The sequence below is a fragment of the Paracoccaceae bacterium genome (genome assembly GCA_012103375.1).
Classification (GTDB): domain Bacteria; phylum Pseudomonadota; class Alphaproteobacteria; order Rhodobacterales; family Rhodobacteraceae; genus WLWX01.
Genome location: WLWX01000001.1, coordinates 2,852,766 through 2,877,133, shown reverse-complemented (window position 1 = coordinate 2,877,133; position 24,368 = coordinate 2,852,766). Strand labels below are relative to the sequence as shown.

The following is a 24,368-nucleotide window of genomic DNA, read 5'->3' as shown; positions in this document are numbered from 1 at the left end:
TTTCTGATCAGGCTTTGCGCGTTTGCTGCGGTGCAGGAAAGATCTTTGCCAGTTTGCGAAGGTTTTGGGCAGTGGCGGCGAGCAGGAATTCGTCATTTGCGCCGCATGGTCCACGTAATCGGAGCCGTCCCAGGCCGAGAATGCGCTTGAGGTGGGCAAAGAGCATTTCGACCTTCTTCCGGAGCTTCACCGAGATCTTGTATTGCGGCGTTTTGGCGATTGCGCGGGCGATGTCGCGAGCGTCCTCATGTTCCTCACGGGTGATCTTACGGGCGTCGGCATTCGGGCAGCACTTCGGCTTGGAAGGACAGGATTGGCAGGTGTGCTTCAGCGCTTGGTACTTGGCCACGCCCTTGCCGGTTGGGCCGCGATTGGGGTCGGAGTAGTTTCGGCGGAACTGCTTCAGAGCCTCGCCTTCCGGGCAGATGTATTGATTGTTCTCGGCATCCCATTCGAAGTCAGCTCGGGACCAGGTGCCATCGGTGCGCCCGGCTTTGTCGAAGACCGGGATGTGCGGTGCGATCTTTTCACCCACCAGCCATCCGAGCATGGGTCCCGATCCGTAGGCGGTGTCGGCGATCAGCCGTTCGGGATGAAGATCGAAGCGCTCTTTGGCCCGCTTCAGCATCGTCTTGGTTGACCCCACCTCGGCTTGACGGATCGACCGTGTCGCTTCCACGTCGACGATGACACCATGATCGGTATCGATGAGATAGTTGTCGGAGTAGGCAAAAAATGCGGGACCCTTACGCGCCGCCGTCCACTGGCTGGCTGGGTCGGAATAGGACGTGAACTTTGGCTCGACCGGTGTCGCTGCTCCGAATGCGGCCTCATCCAGAGTGTCGAGATACTCGCGGACCGCGCGGGGTGCAGCGTCTGCATCGATCCGCGCAATGTCCCATTCTTCCTTTGGCGCAGAGTACTGCTTGTTGGCATCCGCCTCGATCAAGCTGGCATCGACGGCCAGGCGCTGACCGCTGACGAGACCTTCGGCGATGCATCGCGCGACCGTGGTCTCGAAGAGATGGCGCAGCAGCTCACTCTCGCGGAACCGACCATGCCGGTTCTTTGAAAAGGTCGAGTGATCCGGCACCCGATCGGCCAGGTCGAGCCGACAAAACCACCTGTACGCGAGGTTCAAGTGTACCTCTTCACAGAGCCGCCGCTCGGACCGGATGCCGAAGCAGTAACCGACGATCAGCATCCGGATCAGCAGTTCAGGATCGATCGAAGGACGACCGGTGTGGCTGTAGAAATCGGCAAGATGGGCGCGGATGCTGCTCAGATCGACGAAACGATCAATCGATCGCAGCAGGTGATCTTGCGGGACATGGTCTTCCAGCGAGAACTCATAGAACAGCGCCGCCTGTGCTTCCTGCCTCGGTCCCATCATGGCTGATCCTCCCGCTTGTTGAGAGGATTGAATCAGCGCCATAGCCCTCGATCAAGCAGGAGTTTTTCAACAAAATTCGCCGATTGTGTTGAAAAACTCCGTTTTAGGGCCTGAACGATGATTTTTCTTTCCATGCAGCCCGATCCTAAATTTTTGGCGCGGGGGTCGGCCCAAATCGCCTACATGCGCTCACGCGCAGCCATGCGCTGTCTCGTGGTCAAAGCTTTCCGACTATTTCGCTTCATAGGTTTTCGCAAGAAATCCGCGACGCTCTGATTTCGGAGTTTTTCAACACAATCGGCCTATTGCGGAACTTCAAACGTCAGCGACGCCCACAGGCTTTCCCACACAGCGTTCTTTTCGTCCGCCAAGGCTTCTGACGGTTCGCGCAGGACGACGGAATCCAGCAGATAGGCATGGCCCGGCTTGACCGGGATAAGCGCCTGCCCGGCCTGATCCGTCCGCAAGGTGAAAACCGCAACCTCAGGCGCGTCACCGGTGGGGCGTTCGAAAACCTCGACCTGCGCATCGACTCGCGGCGCGCCCTTGTAGGCCACGACCACTGGCAATCCGGCGGACAGATCGTCGGTGTAGGGGTTGGCGAGGGCGATGATCTCAATCTCCAACCCGCGCGAACGATCTGACCCGTCCCCGGCGCCGACCGCGATCAGCCCTTTAGCATAGCGCGAATAAGCCTCGACCACCCAGGCGGCGTCTTTATGTTCGACAAAGCTGACGAATTTTTCCCATTCGGAATAATTGACGGTGTTGTCCGTTGTCTGATGGATCAGCGTCACAAGCCCTTCACCGGGTGCCGCAAGATCGGCAGCGGGCCGATCCCCAAGGCGGCCATTCACTGGCGTCACCCCATCCCCCAGGGCCACATCGAAGCGGCGAAAGTTCGGCGGGAAATACGCATATTTCACTCCCTGGAACTGCTGCCCGTTCACCAGATCGGCAACGATCCGATCACCTGTGTCAACCTGCCAATCATGGGCATCGATCCAAAACTCGTGGCCATCGGCGACAGAAATGCTAAGTGCCATCAGCACAGACGCAGCAAGGATACGGACAGGAAACATGAGCAGGCTCCAAAACAGATTTTCAGGCACACAACTGGCGCAGTGGCTTTGGATGTCAAGCCTAATGCTGGCCCTTGTCGCAAGCGCAGGAATTGCGCGCGCGCATGAGGTTCAGCCAGCGATTGCCGACCTGACAATGGCGCAGGATCAGCTGGATCTGCAGATCGAAATGGCGCTGGAAGCCCCGCTTGCCGGGATCAATCTGGACGGGCTGAGCGATACCAACGATGCCGCAGAAGCCGGTGAGTATGACCGCCTGCGGGCCCTGCCACCTGCCGCGCTAGAGGCGGCGTTGCGCGACGCCTGGCCAGAATTATCGTCCAGGATCAACCTGATGGCAGGCGAAACGCGGCTTTCGCCGGAACTGGGCGTGGTGACAGTCGGGCCGGTCGGCGATATCGAACTTGGCCGTGCCTCGACCATTCACATCAGCGCGGCCCTGCCTGACGATGGCACCGATGTCACGGTCGGTTGGGACAAAACGCTTGGCGGGCTGGTCGTGCGTGAAACAACCGCAGAGGGCGCCGAAGGCTATACCGCGTTCCTGCGTGGCGGCGAATTGAGCGCGCCGATCCCGCGCAGCGGCGGACAGGCCGCCGGGGTCTGGGATGTTGCGGCGAATTACGTTGTGGCCGGATTTGAACACATCATCCCGCTGGGGCTGGATCACATTCTTTTCGTGCTGGGCCTGTTCTTCTTTGCCTTGGCGCGCGGGCCGCTGCTGTGGCAGGTCACCGCCTTCACCGTCGCCCATACCTGCACGTTGGCGCTTGCCACATTGGGCATTGTCAATATTCCCGCAAACTGGATGTGGCTGGTCGAGGCGCTGATCGCCGTGTCCATCGTTTATGTCGCTGTCGAGAATATCTTTCGCCCGACGCTTGGATGGCTCAGGCCGGCGGTAGTGTTCTGTTTCGGTCTGTTGCACGGGCTGGGCTTCGCAAGTGTTCTGGGCGATTTCGGATTGCCGGCGGGTCAGTATGTCGTCGCTTTGCTGGCGTTCAACGTCGGGGTCGAGCTTGGGCAGCTGACCGTGATCCTGGGCGCATTCCTGATCCTTGTCGCAGCGCGCGCCGCGTCCGAGGTTGCGCGGCTGGACGATGAGGAATCGCTGGTCCGCGATATGCCGGTGATTTACTGCGCAACCGCACTTGTCGGATCGATCCTGATCGCACTGATCGGAGCCTATTGGGCGGTTGAGCGGGTGTTGTGAGCGGACCTGGGGCGATACGGGCAGAGCGACCTGCTAGAAACTTAAAGCAGATGGCCTGGCGTGGACGTTGGCAATGCAACCCAAGCAGGGCACGCGCCGGGCCAGTGGGCAGGCGCTGCGCCATAGAGTTTGCATGATTTATGCCTCAGGTTTGGCCGTCAACTCGCTTGGACGCGCCAAGTTCAGACCAGCGCCTGACCGGCGGGACCGTTCCGGCGCGCGCCCTGCGCCTTGCAGCGCGCACCGGGCGCGGGGACAATCTGCCAACGTCCACTCCAGGCCATTCCTGCCCAGATTACTCTGCGCCTTTTTTTCACAATATCGGCCCACGTAGTCACTTGCGTGAATCGCAGACGCGGCCCAATTCGCGCGCCCGCACCTACGCTTTTACCCGCACCATCTTCGGATCATAAAGCGGCTCCAGTGTTACCTCGCACGGAACCCGTTCCGTGCCGACCTCCAGTTCGTAGGTCCCGGTCAGCACATATTCCCGGTTGACCCCTTCAGGATTGCGCACATAGCCCATGCCAATGCTCTTGTTCAGCGAATAGCCGAACCCGCCCGAGGTCAGCCAGCCGACGCGCGCACCGTTGCGAAAAATCGTCTCGCGGCCCGTCAGGATCACTTCCGGTGCGGCCGCGAAGGTAGCCAGCATCTTCTTCACGCCGCCGCTGCGCTGTGCCTCAACCGCGGCGCGGCCGTTGAAGTCGATGTTTTTCCTCAGCTTCACAGCCCAGCCCAACCCGGCCTCATCCGGCGTATGATCGGGCCCGATGTCCGACCCCCAGGCGCGATAGCCCTTTTCCAGCCGCAGAGTCTCGATGGCACGATATCCGGCATTAGTCAGGCCCAGAGGCGCACCAACTTCCATCAGCGCCTTATAGACTGTCGCGGCGTGTTCAACGGGCAGGTGCAACTCCCACCCCAACTCACCCACATAGGTCACGCGCAGCGCGCGCACCGGGCAATCGGCGATGGTGACCTGCTGCATTTTGGCAAAGGGAAAGGCGTCATTGGACAGGTCTGCCGCCGTGACCGCCTCCAGAACGTCGCGCGCTTTGGGACCCATCAACGACAGGACCGACCAGTCGGCGGTAACAACGTCCAGCGTCGCATCCATACCGTCGGGGATGTTGCGCGAAATCCAGTCGTAATCATGCGTCGCATAGCCGGTTCCGGTGACGATGTAGAATTCATCCTCGGCCACGCGAACCACCGTAACATCACACTCAATCCCGCCGTTGTCGTTCAGCATCTGGGTGTAGATCAGGCTGCCCACGGGCCGCGCCACGTCATTCGCGGCGATCCAGGACAACGCCGCCTCGGCGTCCGGACCGTGCAGGCGGTACTTGGCGAAGGAGGTTTGGTCGAAGACCACCGCAGCCTCGCGCGCGGCGCGGTGTTCCCGGCCCACCGCCGCGAACCAGTTGGGTCGCCCGAAGCTGTAGATGTCGCGCTGTTCCTCGCCCGGCCCGGCAAACCAGTTCGGACGCTCCCAACCCATCTTTTCACCGAATACGGCGCCCTGCGCCTTTAGGGTATCATAAAGCGGCGATTTGCGCCGGGGTCGCCCGCTGTCATGTTCTTCCGATGGCCAGGCGGGGGTGTAGTGTTTGCCATAGGCTTCCAGCGTCCGGGTCCGCACCCAGTTGGTATCCTGATGCACCTGCCCGAAGCGGCGGATATCGACGGGCCAAAGGTCGAACGGAGGTTCGCCCTTCGCCACCCACTCGGCCAGCGCCATGCCCGCGCCGCCACCTGCGGCGATGCCATAGGCGTTGAACCCGGCCGCTACGAAGAACCCGCGCAGTTCGGGCGCTTCGCCAAGAATGAAGTTGCCGTCCGGCGTGAAGCTTTCCGGCCCGTTGGTCAACGCCTTGATCCCGGCGGTTTGCAGCGCCGGAACCCGGCCCAGCGCCAGTTCGATCATCGGTTCGAAATGGTCGAAGTTGCTGTCGAGCAATGTGTAGTGGAAGCCATCGGGGATGCCATCGACCGCCCATGGGATCGGGTTGGGTTCGTACCCGCCCATGACTAGACCGCCAACCTCTTCCTTATAGTATGTCAGGCGGTCGGGGTCGCGCAGCGTTGGCAGGCCGGGCGTCACGCCGTCGATTTGCTCGGTCACCATGTATTGATGTTCGACGCTGACCAGCGGGACGTTGACGCCCACGGTCGCGGCCAGTGTCCGGCTCCACTGGCCAGCGCAGCAGATCACGCGGGCGCAGTCGATCCGGCCCTTGTCGGTCTCGACGCCCTTGATCTGGCCGTCTTCAACGACGATCCGGGTCACCGCCGTATCCTCGAATATCCGCGCCCCGGCCATCCGCGCGCCCTTGGCCAGCGACAGGGTGATGTCGGAGGGGTTCGCCTGCCCATCTGTCGGCAGGAAGGCCGCGCCGATCACTTCGTCCACCTGCATCAGCGGCCAGAGGCCCTGCGCCTCTTTCGGGGTCAGCAGCTGCATGTCGAGGCCAAAGGAATGCGCCGTGGTGGCCTGGCGCTTGACCTCAATCCAGCGATCTTCGTTACAGGCCAGCCGCAACCCGCCGTTCATCTTCCATCCCGTGGCCTGCCCGGTTTCAGCCTCCAGCCGGTCATAGAGGTCCACGGAATAGCCCAGAAGCTGGGTAATATTGGCGTTGCTGCGCAGTTGCCCAACCAGCCCGGCGGCGTGAAACGTCGTGCCGCTGGTCAGTTTGGCGCGTTCAACCAGAACCACCTCCCACCCCAGTTTCGCCAGGTGATAGGCGGTGGAACAGCCGACGATGCCGCCCCCAATGATGACCGCCTGGGCCGAGTTTGGAAAATCGCTCATTGGCCCCTCATGCGGCTTTGAAATCGGCGTAGGCGGCGTTGAACCGGGCGAGGTTTTCGGCCGTGTAAGCGGCGTAATCGAAGTCGATGTCCGAGTGGATTTCGGACACCATCGACCACATGGTTTCCCTGAGGAGCGAGGCACATTTCATCGCCCCATAGCGCCGGATCAACCCGGCGTCGGGCAGAGCATTGAAATAATGTTCCAGCATCACCAGTTCCTGCGCCTCGGACAGGCCGTTGTTCGTCGCCAGCCCACCAAGGTCGAACAGCGGAGAATTAAAGCCGCCGTATTCCCAATCAATCAGCCACAGGCGATCCGCGCCCTCCAGAATGTTCGCGGCCAGCAGGTCATTGTGGCCCAGAACCAGATCGACCGCACCGGTGGCGGCCTCCAGTGCGTCGGCCTTTGCCATCAGGTCGGGGAGCGCCGAAGCATAAGTCGACCCGCCGTCGTCAAGCGTGCCACGATAGTCGCGCAGCACATGGAACACCCAGAAGGTCAGCACCGGGCCGCGCAGGTGCTTGGGCACCTCGTTATGGCAGCGTTTGACCAGATCGATGATCGCGGGCAGGCGGGCAGGGTCTGCAACCTCGGCCTCGCTCAGCGCGCGGGCTTCGACGAACTCCAGCACCAGCGCGCCGGGTTCGTGATAATGGACACCCGGGGCAAGACCCGCAGCATGGGCGGCACGGCTGATCGCCAGTTCGTTGAACCGCATGACACCGTGCAACGGGATATCCTCGCCGATACGCACGACATAGTCGCGCCCCTGATCGGTCAGCTTGATGTTGAAATTGGTGATCCCACCGCTGAGGTGTTCGGCGTCGGTCGGAGCACTCCAACAGGGCAGCGACACTGCCCGGTTCAGTGCTGATTGTCTCAGATCGCTCATGCTTCCAACCCCAGACGTTCCTTGGATTTCCTCGCCAGCGCCGTGACGATCCGGTCAGCAATGATCGCGATGAACGCGACCGACAGCCCGGCGATGATACCCTGGCCCGTGTTGGCCTTGGTCAGCGCGATATAGACCTCTTGCCCCAGGTCCCGTGTGCCAACCAAGGCGGTGATCACCAGCATCGACAGCGCCAGCATGATCGTCTGGTTCAGCCCCAGCAGCAGCGAGGGCGCGGCCAGCGGCAGCTTGATGCGCCACAGCAATTGGCGGCGGGTGCAACCGGACACCTTGCCCGCCTCGATCATGCCCGGATCAATGGACCGGATACCGTGCGCCGCGTATCGGACCGCCGGGGCCAGCGCATAAAGGACCACGGCGATCATGGCGCTGAAATCGCCGACCCGGAACAGCATCACGACCGGGATCAGATAGACGAAGCTGGGCAGCGTTTGCAGCGTGTCGATAAAGGCCCCGATGATGCCGCCCGCGAGTTCGTTCTGCGCCGCCAGCACGCCCAGCGGGATGCCGATGACGCTGGCGATCAGGACCGAGACGCCGCAAAGGTAGACGGTGACCATCGCCTTGGGCCAAAGCCCGCTGGCGGCAATGAACAGGGTCATCAGCGCGCAAAGCGTTCCCAACCGCCAGCCGCCAAGCCGCCAGCCGATCAGCGCCATGGCGATGACACCCCAGGGCCAGGGAATGCCGCCGAAGAATCGCTTCACCGGCAGCATCAGCCAGTTGAGGAAGAAGACTTTGATCGCCTCGAACGTGTCGAAGAAATTGACGTTGATCCATTCGATGGCGCTGGACCAGAAGCGACTGGTCGTGACGGTTGCGCCGTCGGGATATGTCTGCAGTGCGGGCAGGAATTGCCCGGCGAGGAAGCTGCCGACGATTACCAGACCCACGGTTATGGCCCAGGGATGGCGTTTCATGAACCCTCCGGTGACGGCGTGACCGCGTTCGCGCACCGCAAACGCCTGGCTCAGTCGATCCAGCGCGACGGCCATGACAACGATGGCAAGGCCCGCCTCGACCCCGGCACCGATATCCAGCCGCCGTAGCGCGCCGAGCACATCGAAGCCCAAACCCCCTGCGCCGATCATCGAGGCGATTATCACCATGTTCAGGGACAGCATGATGACCTGATTGACCCCGACCATCAGGGTCGGCGTGGCCACCGGCACCAGCACTTTCCACATCATCTGGCGGCGGGTGCAGCCGGTCATGCGGCCCACGTCATGCACCTCGGGCGGGACAGTCTGAAGCGCCACGGTAGTCACCCGCACCATCGGCGGCATGGCATAGATGATCGTCGCCACCAGTGCCGAGACGGGTCCAAAGCCGAACAGAAACAGGATCGGGACCAGGTAGGCAAAGACCGGCACCGTTTGCATCAGGTCCAGCACGGGCCTGAGGGCGCGTTCAAACCAGGCATACCGGTAGGACAGGATGCCCAGCGCCAACCCGCCAACGGCGCCAATCGGAACCGAGATCAAGACCGAGGCCAGCGTGACCATCGCGCTTTCCCACTGCCCGAACACGGCGAGGTAGACAAAGCACGCCCCGACCAAAGCGGCCAGTTTCCAGTCTTTCGCATAATAGGCCAGCGCCACGACCACCGCGATAACGGCGATCCAGCTAAGCGATGGTGCAACCTCGACCGCGTTCTGTCCCAGCCCGGTCTGGAAACCGTCGACCAGCAGGTTGCGCACGAAATCATAGGGCGCTTCAATCACCGCGCTGATGAAGCGTGTCAGGTCGCGGAAGGTGAACAGACCGAATGTGGCGCTTTCGACCAGCCAGGCCATGGCGGCGGATATCCACGCCTCCAGCGGTAGTTCCCAAGCCTTCGGAAATTTGATAATCCAGCGCGCGTCCAGCGCCTTGTAAAGCGGGAAAGACCATCGCGACAGCGCCCAGGTGACCGCGAACAGCGCCAGCCAGAATACGTATGGGCGGCGCAGCACGCTCATCCGTGGGACCGCCCGATCAGCACGTCGATCACGGCGCGGCCATCCACGGTGCCGATGGGTTTGCCGTCGCTGTCCACCACCCGGAACGGTTTATCAGCGGCCTCGATCTGGTCGGCCACATCCTCGACCCGCGCAGTGCCAGGAAGCTGCCCTGAAACGCTGTCCGCGTCGCCCGGTGTCATGATAGAGCTTAGCCGCAGCACCTTTGCACGGGGAATGTGCCGGGTGAATTCGCCGACGTAATCGGTGGCCGGGTTCAGCACCAGTTCTTCCGGCGTGGCGGTCTGCACGATCTCTCCGTCTTTCATCACCGCGATGCGATCGGCCAGGCGGATCGCCTCGTCAAAGTCGTGGGTGATGAAGACGATGGTTTTGTGCAGCAAGGCTTGCAGGCGCAGGAACTCATCCTGCATTTCACGGCGGATCAACGGGTCGAGCGCCGAAAAGGGTTCGTCCAGGAACCACAGGTCGGGTTCCACGGCCAAGGATCGCGCAATGCCGACGCGCTGCTGCTGGCCGCCGGACAGCTCGCGCGGATAATAATCCTCGCGCCCTTTCAGACCGACCAGTTCCACAACTTCGCGCGCGCGCGCCTCGCGGGTTTTGCGGTCGACGCCCTGGACATCCAGCGGGAAGGCGGCGTTCTGCAGAACGGTCAGATGCGGCAGCAGGGCGAATTGCTGGAACACCATGCCCATCTTCTTGCGCCGGATTTCGATCAGGTCTTTTTCAGGGACGGTCAGAAGGTTGCGGCCTTCAAAATTGACCTCACCTGCCGTGGGTTCGATCAGCCGGGATAGGCAGCGCACAAGTGTCGATTTCCCGGACCCGGAAAGCCCCATGATGACGAATATCTCGCCTTCTTCGATCTGCACACTGGCATCGCGCACGGCCCCGATCAGCCCTGCCTGCCGGACGTCGTCCATGGTTGGCGTGTCGTGGTCCTGCAACAATCGCTCGGCGCCTGCGCCGTACAGCTTCCAGACGTTGCGACAATCGAGTTTTACGGGGCGGGGGGGTGTCATCTGTGGGGCATCCGGTGGTTGGTGGCGGGCACCCGCATCGTGGTTTGCGCGGGCGACGGGGGAGAACTCCGCCGCCCGCTGATCATGCTGGCCGGGACTATTGAGTCCATCCCTTCCAGCTTGATTCATTGGCCGAAAGCCATTCGCTGACAGCATCTTCAACGGACATCCCGTTCAGATCGACGTTGGCGACCAGCTGGCCCATGTCGTCGTTGGAGATGTTGAAGTTCTTGATTGCTTCGGCCGCACCGGGCCACTTTTCTTCAACACCGCTCCACGCGACTTTCCAGATCGGACCGGTGGGCTTGCCGCAGTCATAGGCGGCGTTCGGGTTCATACCGACCGATGGGTCGTTGTAGCATTCCGCCGAATAGGGCGGGAATTCCACGAACTTGCCGTCGAACTTCGACGGCGCCCAATGCGGTGCATAGACCCAAAGGACGATGGGCGCTTCACGCTGATACGCACTTTCCAGTTCGGCAAACAGCGCCGCGTCGGTGCCGGCGTGGACCACTTCAAAGTCCATTTCCAGCGCCTCGACCCGTTCGTCGTCAAAGCCACCCCAGGTTACCGGGCCACCCAGATAGCGGCCCATGGGGGCGGTTTCGGGCGTGGCAAATTCCGCCGCGCAGTCGTTCAGCGCCTTCCAGTCGGGCAGGCCGGGGCATTTCGCCTCCATATAGGCCGGGTACCACCACTCTTCGATGGCCTCCATGCCGGTCTCGCCCATGTTGACAACGTTGCCGGTGGCGGTGGCCTCGTCCATCGCCTCGCGGCCCGTAGTTTCCCAGATTTCCATCGCGACATGCAGGTCGCCAGTCTTCAGGCCCGCGAACTGGGCAATGTAATCCGCCTGGACATATTCGACGTTGTATCCGGCATCTGCCAGCACCTCGCCCATGATCCGGGTGGTGACCAGCTGGCCGGTCCAGTCATGGGTCGTCAGCTTGATCGGATCCTGCGATTTCGCCTGTGCAAACGCGCCGCCCGCCATTGCAGTGGCCAGTGCGGCGGACATCATCAAGGTCTTTGTCATCGGTGAAACTCCCTGCGTTTCCTGGTGACCGCGTGGTTCGATCCGGGGCAGAGCACCCGCGCGATTCGACCGCAGTCCTGTGTGAAGTCTTGGGCAGAACCCGAAGCGTATCAATAAAAATCCACGAAGATGGACAACTTTTGTGATTTTGTGTGGCGGTTTGTGGAAAAATGTGAGTATCTGCCGAATGATCCGGGCATCCGAGGCATATTATGACAGACTCAACCCAACGCCGCGCCAACCACCGAGAGGGTGAGATTGTCGAAGCCCTGCGCCGGGCCGGGGGCGCATCGCGGATTGCGGCAATCGCGGCGAGCCTTGACGTCAGTGAAGAAACCGTGCGCCGTAACATCCGCCGGCTGAGCGAGGACGGAGTGGTCGAAAAGCTCCACGGCGGCGCGCGCTTGCTGGATGCGGATATCGAAACCGGGTTCTGGCAGCGCATGGATGAAAACACCGGCGCGAAACGCCGCATTGCCGCCCGCGTGGCCGAGATGATCGGGGACGGCGCATCGCTGTTTCTGGACGTCGGCTCCACCACCGCTTTCATCGCCGAGGCGCTGCGCGGCCATCGCCGGTTGCTGGTCGTGACGAATTCGGTCGTGGTGGCGCATCGGCTGGCAACCCGCAACGAAAACCGCGTCTTCATGGCGGGCGGAGAGCTGCGCGCCCATGATGGCGGGGCATTCGGGGCCGATGCATTGGCGTTTGTGAACCGGTTCCGGGTTGAAAACGCGATCCTGTCGGCAGCGGCGATCAACGCGCGGAACGGATTCATGCTCTTTGATCTGGAAGAGGCCGCGTTTTCCCGCACCATCATGTCACGTGCTCAGCGCCGTATCATCGCCGCCGACGCCAGTAAATTCGGACGATCCGCGCCGATCAGCGTTGGCAACCCCGAGGATGTGGATGTGCTGGTCACAGACGCCCCGCCGCCGGCACCGCTGACCCGTGCGGCGCGCGAATGGGGTGTGGATATTGTAATGGCAGAGGCTGCAGCATGAGTGATCTGAAGACCGCAATCGGGATCGTGCGCACCGCAAGCGCCGTCCCCATGGCCCATTTCCGCCAGCCGCTGGCCATCGACGCCAAGCACGACGACAGCCCGGTCACGGGTGCTGACCGCGCCACGGAACAGGAGATCCGCCGCCTGCTGGCCGAGGCGTTTCCTGATGACGGCATGTTCGGGGAAGAATTCGGAAATTCTGGCACCTCAAACGGGCGTCTTTGGGTGATCGACCCGATTGATGGCACACGATCTTTCATCTCGGGCAGTCCGCTGTTCGGTATGTTGCTGGCGCTTGTCGAAAACGGCGCTCCAACGCTGGGCGTCGTCGGGATGCCCGCATTGGGCGAGGTTTTTGCCGGCGGCGCAGGAATTCCCGCAACCCTGAATGGCGAACCAATCACTGCGTCAAAGGTGACGCGCCTGTCGGACGCGGTGATCTATGTCAACGAAGGTGACCGCCTGTTCGACACTCACCCACAGGCCTTCGCCCGATTGATGCAGGCCGGGGCAACGCGGCGCTTCGCCTATGACTGCTATCCGCACGCATTGGTCGCCGCCGGACACGTGGATTGCGTCGTCGATCTGGGGCTTGAGCCATATGATTTCCTGTCACTGCAACCCCTGGTCGAAGCTGCCGGAGGGGTCGTGACCGATTGGGACGGCAAGCCGCTGACGCTGGAATCAGACGGTCGGATTGTCAGCGCGGCAACGCCAGAGTTGCTGGCTGAGATGCTGGAATTGCTGGCCGGGTAGTAGGACTTAGCGGGTTTTCGCACGCCCTTCGGCGCTTCAACCTTCCAATCGTTCACCCCGCCTTCACCGCCGCCACATGCCCTGCCCAATCGGGCGCGTTCATCAATGCCTTGCAGCGATCAAACCGGCCTGTCGAATAGGCCCAGAAATCCTCAACCGGGTTGTCATCCGCGTGCTGGATTAACCCCCAGAGTGTCCAAAGCAGATCGCACATCGCCTTGTAGATCACCACCCGGCCGATCTGCGCCGGGCTGGGTGCGCTGCCGAAATACGCGGCCAACATTTCGGCATCCTGCGCGGCGTCCATGCCCGCTTCGACCGACAGATCACCCAGGTCCCACAGCGGGTCGTTCATGCCCGAATACTCCCAATCGACGATCCACATGACCTTGCCATCGTCCAGGAAATTCTCGCACAGCGGATCGCAGTGGCAGGGGGCAAGCGTGGCCGGATGCGCCGCCAGCGCCGCTTTCACCGGTTCGGCGGCGGCGACGATGTCGTGATAACCGTCCGGCAGGGTCGCCTTCTTGTCGGCGAGGATCTTCAGATAATCGTCGATCATCGCGAACAACTCGAACCGGAAATCGAACGTCTGGCCCGATGTGTGCAGTTTGCGAAGCGCCGCCCCGGCGCGCGCCGGGGACCCTGGGCGACTTCGGAACAGATCCGGCGTCATGGTTTCGATGCCGGGGATCGCTTCCGAGATCATCAGGCCGGTTGCGGGATCGGCGAACAGCACCTCGGCTGACACCCCTGCCGCCGCCGCCGCCCGGGCATTTGTCGCCTCGACCGCGCGGTCGATGTATTCCTCAGTTCCGACACCGGGAATGCGCACGATGACCGAGCGCCCGTCCACATCCACCCGGTGAACCAGATTGGTCAGCCCGCCCAGCCGCGTGATACTCGCCGCACCCGCATCCACGGTGCCAAATCCCGGTGCGCGCCGCAGCGCTTGGATCACCTGTTCTATATGGTCGCTCATTCCGCTATCCCTTCAACCGCTCATTCGTCGGATCATACAGCGCCCCGTCCACGCGCGTTATGGCGTGACGGTCACCGAAAACCTCAACCTCGAAATCCACCCGCTCGGCCATCGTGGCATCCAGATATCCAAAGATGATCATCTTGCCGACGGAATGCCCATACCCCGCACTGGTCGCCAGCGAGGCCAGCGTACCATCAGCCAATATCGCCTCCCCCCCGAACATCGCCAGTTTTTCGTCGCAGATGAAGGTGCAAAGGCGCCGCGCCGCGCCACCCGCCTTCTGCGCCGCCAACACGTCGCGCCCGATGAAGTCGCCACCGCGTTTCAGATGCACGCGAAAGCCAAGGCCTGCCTCGATGGGCGAGTAATCCGGCGAGATATCGGCGGACCAATAGAGATACCCTTTTTCCAGGCGCAGAGTGTCGATTGCCCGATACCCGACATCGCGAATGCCATGGCTTGTCCCTGCCACTTTCAACAGATCATAGACGTGGCGGGCAAATTCTGTGGGGATGTGAAGCTCCCACCCCAGTTCCCCGACGAAGCCAATCCGCACCGCCCGCACCGGGGCCGCGCCCAGCGTGATGTCCTGTGCGGTGGCAAAGGGGAACGATGCGTTCGAGGTATCCTCCTCGGCCACCGCCGCCAGCACATCGCGCGCCTTTGGGCCGCAGATGTTAATGACCGCGCGGGCCGAAGTAACCTCAACCAGATGTGCGTCATCGGGCAGATGCCGCCGGATCCAGTCCGCATCATGCGTGCCGAAGCCCGCACCGGTGACGATGTAGAAATGCGCCTTTCCCAGCCGGGTAATGGTCAGATCGCACTCGATCCCGCCACTCTCGTTGCACAGCTGCGCGTAGATCACCGCACCGATTGGGCGGTCCACATCGCAGGCGGCGAGGCGTTGCAGGGCATTCAAAGCGCCCGTGCCGATCAGTTCGAATTTCGAGAAACTCGATTGGTCGATCAGCGCCACAGCTGTTCGCACCGCGCGGTGTTCATCGGCCACAAAGTCATGCCAACCGGGGTTGAGGAAATCGAGTTGGTCCACCGCCTCCTCGCCCTCAGGCGCGAACCAGAGCGGGCGTTCCCAGCCGTTCTTCGACCCCCAGACCGCGCGCTGATCTATCAATCGGTCGTGCAGCGGTGACAGGCGCAGGTTGCGTGCGGTGTCCGCCTCGGCCCCCGGATAGCGCATTTTGTAGTGGTGGGCGTAATGTTCGACTGCGCGCGGATACATGAAGGCGCGGGTGCCGTGATGCGGCCCGAACCGGCGCACATCCAGCGGCCAGAGGTCGAGGCTGGGTCGCCCTTGGGTGATCCACTCGGCAATCATCTCACCCGCGCCACCGCCTGCCGCGATGCCATAGAGGAACCCGGTCGCCAGCATCAGATTGTCGAAGCCGGGCGCCCAGCCCATGACGAAATCGCCGTCCGCCGAATAGGGTATCGGGCCGTTGATGACCTGTCGGATGCCGACCTGATTGATCGCGGGGGTTACCTGCGCAGCCTTCACCGCAAGTGGTTCAAACCTATCGAGGTTTTCTGGCAGCAGTTGCCGCACGAACGCACCAGGAATGCCGCGGTCGCCAAAGGGCAGCGTGTCATCCTCATACCCGCCGATCACCAGCCGCCCGCCCGCATCGGGCTTGTAGTAGACGAGGCGTTCGGGGTCGCGCAGGGTCGGCAGGTCGGCAACCGGCTCAGGCAGCGGCTCGGTGACGATATACTGGTGTTCGACCGCGCAGGCCGGGATTTTCAGACCCAGTTTCGCGCCGAGTTCCCGGCTCCACATGCCTGCGGCGAGGGCGATGGATTCGGCCTCATAGCTGCCTTGATCGGTTATGACCTGGGTGATCCGCCCGCCCTTTTCGGTGAAGTCCGTGACCGTCACACTTTGCCGGATTTGGGCCCCATGCAGGCGTGCCCCGGCAGCGATGGCCTGGCACAGGCTGGCCGGATCGACATGGCCGTCGGACGGGATGAAGGCCGCGCCGTGCAGACCGGTGGCGTCGATCAGGGGGAACAGGGCCTTCGCTTCGGACGCGGTGATGACCTCCATCTCAAGATCGAAACTGCGCGCCATCGTGGCGAGGCGTTTGGCTTCGAGCAGACGGTCGTGGGTGGCGGCAAGGCGCAGCGACCCGACCTTCTTCCAGTCGAAGGCCATACCAGTTTCCGCTTCCAGCGCTTCGTACATCGCGACCGAACGCTTCAGCATCCGTGTGGTATTGCGCTGGCTGCGCAACTGCCCGACCAGCCCCGCCGCATGCCACGTCGCCCCTTCGGTCAGGCCCGCGCGCTCCAACAGGACGACGCCTTTTTCCCCAGCTTTCGCAAGGTGATAGGCGGTCGAGCAACCAATGATGCCGCCCCCGATGATGAGGTGTTTTGCGCTGTGGGTGGTCATGAAAGCGTCCCCGGATTGCTGCAACCAAGCCTGCACGGAGAAGAGATTGTTTCAAGCTGAATTCGTGGCAACATGGACTATGGGAAGCTATTTGCGGGAGTCAGTATTGGTTGGGAGCGGACGGTGGTGATCCATCGTCAAGCCGGGCGAGCGCCTGACCGGGGATAGGCGACGCGACGGTTGTGTGTGGCAATTTATGGTTCAGCGCTAACTCCGACCCATGAAGGTTCCGCGACCCATCGAGATCGCCTGCCCGCAGGACGGTCAGGCGATCGCCCGGCGCCCTTGCGGGCTTGATTCCGGGCGAAGAGATGACCCGCGCCAAAGTCCGCTCCAGGTCACACCCAGACATCCGAATTCACACCTACCGACGCTTCAGAGCGATCCCCAATCCTGCCTGCTCGGGCCGTAGCAGGTCGCGATGCTCCCGCATCACCTCGGCCAGCTTCTCGGCCACGCGAGGGCGCCACGTCTCGGCGCGGCGTTCGGTCAGGTTGAAGCCCAGAAACTTCGCCTCGTTCGTCGCCGCCAGCACGCCGTCGGCATCCCGGATTACCCGGTGAAACAGGATCAGCCGCTTGTCGTCATGGGCCAGCAGCTGGGTCGTCACATGGATCGGCTCATCCAGCGCCAACTCATTGATATAGTTTACATGATTCTCGAGGATCGCGTATTCGTGGCCGTCCCGGTCGGCCATCTCATGCGGGGTGTTCATCAAGTTCCAGAACGCCCAATTGGCGTTGTCGCAGACCGAGATGTAATGCGCGACGTTGACGTGGTGGAACTCGTCGATCCATTCAGGGCGCACCCGCGTTTCGAACAATTTCAGCGGTGCCGCGCCGGTCATTTTCCGCTCCAATTCGGCGCGCGTTTTTCGGCCAAAGCGGCCATGCCTTCGGCGGCGTCGGCGCTGTCGTAAATGCCGGAATAGGCCGATTGTGTTGAAAAACTCCGTTTTAGGGCCTGAACGATGATTTTTCTTTCCATGCAGCCCGATCCTAAATTTTTGGCGCGGGGGTCGGCCCAAATCGCCTACATGCGCTCACGCGCAGCCATGCGCTGTCTCGTGGTCAAAGCTTTCCGACTATTTCGCTTCATAGGTTTTCGCAAGAAATCCGCGACGCTCTGATTTCGGAGTTTTTCAACACAATCGGCCGTGAGCGAGCCGTCGCGGGTGGCGGAATAGGCGTCCTGAACGGACAGCCCTTCCGAGGCGCGATCCATTTCCTTAATGGCCTGAAGCGACAGCGGCGCGCTGACGGCAATGCGTCGGCAAAGTGTATGCGAAACGTGTGGCAACTGGTCCAGCGGCACCACCTGGTTCACCAATCCCCAGCGCGCCAATTCCTCGGCATTGGCGCGGCGTCCGGTCATCATCATCTCCATCGCGATGGCGCCAGGCAGGCGTCGTGGCAGGCGGATCACCCCGCCCGCGTCGGCAACGATGCCGAGCGTCGCCTCGGGCAGCGCAAACTCCGCGGTGTCCGCCGCAACGATCATGTCTGCAGCCAGCGCCAGTTCGAAGCCACCACCAAGTGCGAGGCCGTTGACCTCGGCGACGACAGGTTTGGTCAGGCCCCAGAATTCGGTGAGGCCTGCGAAGCCGCCGACGCCCTGGTCGGCGTCCGGCGCCTCGCCCTCTGCCGCTGCTTTCAGATCCCAGCCCGCGCTGAAGAACCGCCCTTGCCCGCCCGAGATGATCCCGACCGACAGGCCCGGGTCGTCCTGCAACTCCTGAAACGCCGCGCCGAGCGCCTGTGACGTTGCAGCATCAATCGCGTTCGCCTTGGGACGGTCCAGCGTGATGCGGAACACCCGGTCCAATCGTTCGGTCGTGACGCTCATCCTGCCCTCCGCTTCAGCCCGTGAACGGCCCAGTCCGGCCAACAACCCCCAGAACGCACCGCTGATCCCCAGTATCGTGACACCAGAGGCGGCAAACAGGAAGGTCACAATCGCCGCTTCGCGCAGGTCAGGATCGCCAAGCGCACCAGCGGCTGACGCGCTGAGCGCGCCGATCAGGGCCAATCCGGCCACCGCCCCAAGCACAATGGCCGGGGCAAGCCCCGCAAAGCCGACCGCCCCGGCGGCGCAGATCCCGAACAGTATATAGAACCCGCCCGCCCAGACCGCCGACCAGTACCGCCGCGCCGGATCCGGGTGGGAATCCGGGCTGGCGCATATCGCGGCCGTGATCGCGGCCAGGTTGGTTGTTATCGCGCCAAACGGGGCGGACAGGATGCTCAGCCCGCCGGTGGCGGCAACAATCGGGCGGGTCGCAGGGTCATAGTCGAAGCTGCGCAGGACGGCGATGCCAGGAATGTTCTGCGATACCATGGTGACCACAAACAGCGGCAGCGCGATGGCCAGCGAAGTCGTGGTGAATTCGGGCATCACCAGCAACGGCGTGCTGAGGATCGGCTGTCCGGCAAGCAGGGACAGATCGGCGCGCCAAGCGATCAGGCCTGCGGCCACCGCAACCGCAGCCGGCGCGGCGGCAATCCGCGACAGGCGAGAGACCAGAAACCATGCCAGCAGGATCGGAAACCCATAGGCGGGCACATCCACCAGCGCCTGCACCGGAACCAGACACAGCGGCAGCAGGACACCGGCCAGCATCGCCTGGGCCAGCGCAACAGGGATCGCCGCGACCGCGCGCGCCAGCACAGGGATCAGGCTGGCCGCGATGATCAGACCTCCGGTCAGCACGAAAGCACCGATGGCCACGCGAAACCCGCCTTCGGGCATTGTTGTGGCGACCAGCAAGGCGGCACCGGGCGTGGACCATGCAACGCTGACAGGCATCCGGGTCACCAGTGACAAGGCGATCCCGCCCAGCCCCATCGCAACCGTCACCGCCATCAGCGCGGCGGCGGCCTGCGCGTCGCTGGCACCCATTGCCCGCATCGCCTGAAGGATCAGCGCGAAGGTCGAAAACCACCCCGCAACAGCGGCGATTAGCCCGGCAGTCAGGGTACTGAAACTCATGCGCCGAGGGGGCGCAGCAGGCCGCGGCTGATGATATGGCGTTGAATTTCCGAGGTTCCTTCCCAGATCCGTTCGACCCGCGCGTCACGCCAGATGCGCTCTAGCGGCAGGTCGGCCATCAGGCCCATGCCGCCGCAGGTCTGGATTGCCTGATCGGCCACGCGGCCCAGCATTTCGGTGCAGAACACCTTGGCCATGGCGCAATCCTGATCGGCCTCTGGATGGTTCTGATCAATGCGCCAGGCGGTGTGCATCAGAAGGAGGTCCCCCATCCTGAGGTCTGTTGCCATGTCGGCCAGTGGGAACGACACGCCCTGAAACTTGCCGATCTTCTGGCCGAATTGTTCGCGGTTCGCGGCCCAGTCGAGCGCGAAGTCAAACGCCCGCTGTGCGCGCGCCTGCGCCGTTGCGGCGACGGTCAATCGCCCCGGCCCCAGCCAGCGGTTGACCACGTCGAAGCCTTCGCCTTCGCCGCCGACCATGCACCAGCCGGGCACGCGTGCGCCGTCGAACCGGATGATATTGTTGGAATATCCGCGCATGCCGACTTGCTTGTAGCCCGGCGCAACCTCGACCCCCGGCAGGTCGAGATCGACCAGGAAGCAGGAGATGCGTTTGCGTTTGCCGCGCGGTGTCTCATCCTCTCCCGTGGCGGCAAACAGCACCACGAATTCGGAGCGATCCGCGTTGGAGATGAAATGCTTGGTGCCAGAGATCTGCCAGTCGCTGCCATCGCGCACCGCTCGCGTTTTCATCCCCTTCAGGTCACTGCCCGCATCCGGTTCCGTCATCGCCACGCAGTCGCGTTTTTCGCCCGACATCGCCGGTTCAAGGAAATGGGCGACCTGTTCGCCTTCACACGCCGCCAGCAGGTTGCAGGGGCGGCGGACGCATTCGGCGAGTGCGAGGCTCGCGTGCCCCAGCGCCTGTTCGATCAGCGTCACCTCGACCGCGCCAAGCCCCGGCCCGCCGACGCTTTCGGGCATGTTGCAGGCGTGCAGGCCGAGCTCGATCGCCTTGCCGCGCAGCTCCAGCTCGCGCGGCAGGTCGTCGGCGGCTTCGACTGCGTCTTCGTGGGGCAGCAGTTCCCGCTCCATGAAGGTGCGGGCGGTGTTCCACAGCATCTGCTGTTCTTCGGTGCGGGCGAAATCCATATGCGGCCCCTAATACGGCGAGTCGACCCCGCCCATTTCGACGTATACCGACTTGATCCGCGTCACGCTGTCAAACGCCGCGCGGGCGTTTTCGCGCCCAAAGCCCGAGCGTTTGACGCCCCCGAACGGCAGGCCTGCGGGGGTCAGGTTATAGGTGTTGATCCAGCAGGTCCCGGCGTCGAGTGCCGCGATCACCCGATGCGCGCGCTGGATGTCGCGGGTGAAGACCCCGGCGGCCAGGCCGGTTTCGGTGTCGTTGGCGCGGGTGATGACCTCGGCCTCGTCTTCAAACGTCAGCACGGACATGACGGGGCCGAAGATTTCCTCGCGCGCGATGACCATGTCATCGGTTACGTCTGCGAAGACGGTGGGTTGCACGAACAGCCCGTCGGGCATTGTGGCCACGTCTGCCGCGCTTCCACCGGCCACCAGGCGCGCGCCCTCGGCCTTGCCGGTGTCGATATAGCCCAGCACCCGGTCATATTGGGCGCGCGAAACCAGCGGGCCCAGATGCGTCGCCTCGTCCATTGGATTGCCCAGTACGATGTTTCCGGTGCGGGCGTGCAATCGTTCCAGGAAACTGTCGAGCGCGCCGCGCTGAACAAACACGCGCGTGCCGTTCGAACAAATCTGCCCTGTGGAGTAGAAGTTGCCCAGCATCGCCCCGCCGACAGCTGCGTCCAGATCGGCGTCATCGAACACGATCAGCGGGGATTTCCCGCCCAGTTCCAGCGTCACCGGCGTCACATTCGCCGCCGCCGAGCCCATCGCCTTGGCCCCGCTGCCGGTCGATCCGGTGAGGCTGACCTTGTCGATCCCCGGATGCCCGGACAGCGCGGCGCCAACATCGCCCGCGCCCTGCACGACGTTGAAAATCCCGTCGGGCAACCCGGCCTCGGACAGGATTTCGGCCAGTTTCAGCGCGCTGAGCGGTGTCGTCTCACTCGGCTTGAAGATCATTGCATTGCCTGCGGCCAGGGCCGGGGCCGCTTTCCAACAGGCGATCTGGATCGGGTAGTTCCAGGCCCCGATGCCGACGCAGATGCCCAGCGGTTCGCGCCTTGTATAGGCGAAACTGCCGCCTGCGGGCGAACCGAACTCCATCGCCTCACCAGTCAGATCAAAGGCCAGCGCACCGAAATAATCCATCGCCTCGGCCCCGCTGGCGGCATCGGCGACCAGCGTTTCCTGCAACGCTTTGCCGGTGTCGAGGGTTTCAAGCTCGCTCAGATCCCGGTTGCGATCCCGCAGGATGGCGGCCGCGCGCTGAAGCACCGCGCCGCGTTCGGCCCCCGACAGTGCCGCCCATCCCGGTTGCGCCGCACGCGCGGCGGTGACCGCCTGTTCGACCACAGCGGGTGTGGCGCCGTGAATACGGGCGATCACCTCGCCCGAGGCCGGATATATGCTTTCAATCGCTGGCCCGACGGAATCCTCGACAGGGCCGCCAATCCAGTGAGATGCCTTTGGTTGCGCGCGCATGATGCCTCCGCCAGTTGCTGATGCGATAGAAGCCCCAGAACGCGATCGGTGCGCAACCCAAATCGGCGCGTCACATCACGGTTCCGACATGCCTGACACGGGCCAGTGCCCACGCAGACGGGTCGGTGCGAAGCCATGGCCTGCCCGCCGGTCCGGCGCGCGTCCTGCCAAGCGCGGATGTTCGTCTTCAGGCAAAATACTCGGGCGTCTTCTTCAATCCGGGCCATTGGTCCGGGCTGTGACCATAGATCACCAGCGCGCCGATTTCTTCGGCCAGTGCCATCAGGCGCGCGCCGCTGGCAATTGCGCGTTCTTCATCCCAGGACCCGGCGAACGCCTCGTCAATTTCGGCAGGGTGCGAGATTGCGTCACTGACGATCAGGACAGGCCCGGTTTCCGGCAGTTCCACCAGCAGCGCCAGTTGCCCGGGTGCGTGGCCCGGCACCAGCAAGACCCGCAGGCCGGGGCCGATGCGGGTGTCTTCGTGGATCAGCAAGTATTTGCGATCAGGCCAGTCGATGGGTTGGATCGGCCCCCAGTATAGCGGTTTGTCAAGCGCCCGTTCCGCCGCTGCGATCAGGATTGGCGCTTGTGGGAAATCGGCGATGCCGCCGACGTGGTCGATATGGGTATGCGTCATGATCAGCAGATCGACGTCCGACACATCCCGCCCGGCGCGCGCCAATTGCGCCTTGGGCAGGTTGTCGTGGGTCATGGTCAGAACCTCTCCAAACCCGCCCAGCAGATCTTCGGCCGAGGCGGCCTGAACATCCTTAGCGTATTTTTCCGGAAATCCGGTGTCGATCAGGATGGTTTCATCCGCGTCTGTTTCGATCAGAAAACCGCAGATACCGATGATCCGCCCGTTGGCGTGCACCCGGAACAACCCATAGTCCAGCACATGCAGCGCGACGGGCCGCCCCTTTACGTAGTCTGCGCTGGCCATATAGCGTCCCCCCGCAAGAACAATCGTGGGACAGGCATGAAAGTCAAGATTCACACGCTGTTCCAGTATCTGCTGGAAACCACCGAGGCCGCGCCTGAGGCCGTCGTCGGGTTATCGCTGTCGCAATCGCCCCGGCTTGGGGATTTTCTGGATGATCTTGATCCGGAGTTGTCGCTGGATTGGAACCAGCGCGCGTTCCGGGGCCTGCCGGAACTGCGCGGCCATGTGCTGCGCGAGGCCGGGCTGGCGGACCTCTGCGCGCCCGATGATGTGCTGATCACTGCAGGCGCGGCTGAGGCCAATTATCTGGCGATCATGCAACTGATGCAGCAGGGAGATGAGATCGTCATCGAGAAACCCGGCTGGCCGCAGGCCGAGGTTCTGGCGAAATCGCTGGGTGCGACGATCCGGACCGTGACCCGGCGGGAAGAAGATCAATGGGCGTTTCCGATGCAGGCGTTCGCGGCCGCGGTAACCGAACGCACGCGGCTGATCTTTCTGACCAATCCGAACAATCCGACAGGGCGGATGCTGGACCGGGACGCATTGGTGCAGATTGTCGACGTGGCCCGGCGTGTCGGCGCCTGGCTGATCGTGGATGAGGTTTACGCAGGTCTGGAATGGACCGGTTCGCGCGCGCCGTCGATCGCGGGCATGTACGAACGCGGGATCACCACGGGCAGCGTCTCCAAAGCGCTGGGATTGCAGGGGCTGCGCACCGGCTGGCTGATCTGTCCTGATCCGGGGCTGGTGATGGATGCTGTCATCCGGCGCGAGAATTCCAGCGAGATCATGAACATCATGGGAGAGGCGATTGCCGAGATTGCCCTGCGCCCCGGGCGATACGGCGCCGCGATGGCGGCGGCGCGCAAGGATGGGCGGGCCAATCTGGAAACTCTGGACGCATTCGTGGCGGATCAGCCGCAGCTGTCCTGGGTCCGCCCCGAGGCGGGGCTGATCGGTCTGGCGCGACTGCACGCCGACATCGACGGGGATGAATTCGCCAAGCGCCTGCTGGCGGATCCTTTCCGCACCTTCCTGCTGCCGGGCAGCGCCTATGACCAGCCACAGCACATCCGGCTGGGGGTTGGTGGGGGCGCTGGCGTGAATCTGGGGCTGGGGCTGGAACGGGTCGCCGCGTTGCTGGCGGCGTTATAGCGGGCGGTTGAGCGGCGGCTGTTCGGCGTGAACGGT

At 63.0% G+C, this 24,368-nt stretch carries 19 protein-coding genes and 1 pseudogene; 4 read left to right on the top strand and 16 right to left on the bottom strand.

The window, feature by feature from the left end; genetic code table 11:
* Positions 1–7 precede the first annotated feature (7 nt).
* Both GKR99_14720 and GKR99_14715 read right to left on the bottom strand, forming a co-directional pair.
* On the bottom strand, positions 8–1,393 hold the full coding sequence (locus GKR99_14720) for an IS1182 family transposase (protein ID NKB28727.1): 1,386 nt from the start codon (positions 1,391–1,393) through the stop codon (positions 8–10).
* A gap of 302 nt (positions 1,394–1,695) precedes the next feature.
* On the bottom strand, positions 1,696–2,475 hold the full coding sequence (locus GKR99_14715; protein ID NKB28726.1) for a DUF4198 domain-containing protein: 780 nt from the start codon (positions 2,473–2,475) through the stop codon (positions 1,696–1,698).
* On the opposite strand from GKR99_14715, the gene GKR99_14710 reads away from it, so the two are divergent.
* Positions 2,474–3,688: a HupE/UreJ family protein gene (locus tag GKR99_14710; protein ID NKB28725.1), complete on the top strand. Its 1,215-nt coding sequence runs from the start codon at positions 2,474–2,476 to the stop codon at positions 3,686–3,688. The two genes, GKR99_14715 and GKR99_14710, sit on opposite strands and share 2 nt — an antisense overlap.
* A gap of 379 nt (positions 3,689–4,067) precedes the next feature.
* On the opposite strand, the gene GKR99_14705 is transcribed toward GKR99_14710, so the two are convergent.
* The 5 genes from GKR99_14705 to GKR99_14685 form a co-directional block, all read right to left on the bottom strand.
* On the bottom strand, positions 4,068–6,506 hold the full coding sequence (locus GKR99_14705; protein NKB28724.1) for an FAD-dependent oxidoreductase: 2,439 nt from the start codon (positions 6,504–6,506) through the stop codon (positions 4,068–4,070).
* Positions 6,507–6,513: 7 nt separating this feature from the next.
* Positions 6,514–7,401, bottom strand: a complete 888-nt coding sequence (locus tag GKR99_14700) for a phosphotransferase (protein NKB28723.1) — start codon at positions 7,399–7,401, stop codon at positions 6,514–6,516.
* On the bottom strand, positions 7,398–9,383 hold the full coding sequence (locus GKR99_14695; protein NKB28722.1) for an ABC transporter permease subunit: 1,986 nt from the start codon (positions 9,381–9,383) through the stop codon (positions 7,398–7,400). The genes GKR99_14700 and GKR99_14695 overlap by 4 nt, the downstream gene beginning before the upstream one ends.
* Entirely contained in the window at positions 9,380–10,408 is a 1,029-nt protein-coding gene (locus GKR99_14690; GenBank protein NKB28721.1) for a betaine/proline/choline family ABC transporter ATP-binding protein, read from the bottom strand. The genes GKR99_14695 and GKR99_14690 overlap by 4 nt, the downstream gene beginning before the upstream one ends.
* Positions 10,409–10,505: 97 nt before the next feature.
* Complete coding sequence (locus GKR99_14685; GenBank protein NKB28720.1) at positions 10,506–11,444, bottom strand: ABC transporter; 939 nt, start codon at positions 11,442–11,444, stop codon at positions 10,506–10,508.
* Between the two features lie 212 nt (positions 11,445–11,656).
* On the opposite strand from GKR99_14685, the gene GKR99_14680 reads away from it, so the two are divergent.
* Positions 11,657–12,448, top strand: a complete 792-nt coding sequence (locus GKR99_14680; GenBank protein NKB28719.1) for a DeoR family transcriptional regulator — start codon at positions 11,657–11,659, stop codon at positions 12,446–12,448.
* On the top strand, positions 12,445–13,206 hold the full coding sequence (locus GKR99_14675; protein ID NKB28718.1) for an inositol monophosphatase: 762 nt from the start codon (positions 12,445–12,447) through the stop codon (positions 13,204–13,206). Before GKR99_14680 ends, GKR99_14675 begins: the two co-directional genes overlap by 4 nt.
* A 52-nt stretch (positions 13,207–13,258) precedes the next feature.
* Here GKR99_14675 and GKR99_14670 read toward each other — a convergent pair whose 3' ends face one another.
* From GKR99_14670 to GKR99_14630, 9 genes and pseudogenes are all read right to left on the bottom strand, one after another.
* A complete protein-coding gene (locus GKR99_14670) occupies positions 13,259–14,188 on the bottom strand; it encodes a phosphotransferase (GenBank protein ID NKB28717.1) in 930 nt (309 codons plus the stop codon).
* A gap of 4 nt (positions 14,189–14,192) precedes the next feature.
* Positions 14,193–16,604 (bottom strand): FAD-dependent oxidoreductase, encoded by a 2,412-nt coding sequence (locus GKR99_14665; GenBank protein ID NKB28716.1) that lies wholly within the window; start codon positions 16,602–16,604, stop codon positions 14,193–14,195.
* A 364-nt stretch (positions 16,605–16,968) separates the two neighbouring features.
* Complete coding sequence (locus GKR99_14660; GenBank protein NKB28715.1) at positions 16,969–17,451, bottom strand: hypothetical protein; 483 nt, start codon at positions 17,449–17,451, stop codon at positions 16,969–16,971.
* The gene (locus GKR99_14655) at positions 17,448–17,591 is read right to left on the bottom strand and encodes a hypothetical protein (protein ID NKB28714.1); all 144 of its coding nucleotides are present in this window, start codon (positions 17,589–17,591) and stop codon (positions 17,448–17,450) included. Before GKR99_14655 ends, GKR99_14660 begins: the two co-directional genes overlap by 4 nt.
* Positions 17,592–17,636: 45 nt before the next feature.
* Entirely contained in the window at positions 17,637–18,449 is an 813-nt protein-coding gene (locus GKR99_14650) for a carnitinyl-CoA dehydratase (GenBank protein NKB28713.1), read from the bottom strand.
* A gap of 36 nt (positions 18,450–18,485) precedes the next feature.
* Positions 18,486–19,592 (bottom strand): annotated as a pseudogene (gene benE / locus GKR99_14645) (benzoate/H(+) symporter BenE family transporter).
* Positions 19,589–20,746, bottom strand: coding sequence for an acyl-CoA dehydrogenase (locus GKR99_14640; GenBank protein ID NKB28712.1), 1,158 nt, complete (start codon positions 20,744–20,746; stop codon positions 19,589–19,591). Before GKR99_14640 ends, benE begins: the two are co-directional and overlap by 4 nt.
* Positions 20,747–20,755: 9 nt before the next feature.
* The gene (betB, locus tag GKR99_14635; protein NKB28711.1) at positions 20,756–22,228 is read right to left on the bottom strand and encodes a betaine-aldehyde dehydrogenase; all 1,473 of its coding nucleotides are present in this window, start codon (positions 22,226–22,228) and stop codon (positions 20,756–20,758) included.
* 187 nt (positions 22,229–22,415) lie between these two features.
* On the bottom strand, positions 22,416–23,174 hold the full coding sequence (locus tag GKR99_14630; protein NKB28710.1) for an MBL fold metallo-hydrolase: 759 nt from the start codon (positions 23,172–23,174) through the stop codon (positions 22,416–22,418).
* Between the two features lie 36 nt (positions 23,175–23,210).
* On the opposite strand from GKR99_14630, the gene GKR99_14625 reads away from it, so the two are divergent.
* Positions 23,211–24,332 carry an aminotransferase class I/II-fold pyridoxal phosphate-dependent enzyme gene (locus GKR99_14625; protein NKB28709.1) on the top strand — a complete coding sequence of 374 codons (1,122 nt, stop codon included), beginning with the start codon at positions 23,211–23,213 and terminating at the stop codon, positions 24,330–24,332.
* The last annotated feature ends 36 nt before the right edge of the window (positions 24,333–24,368 follow it).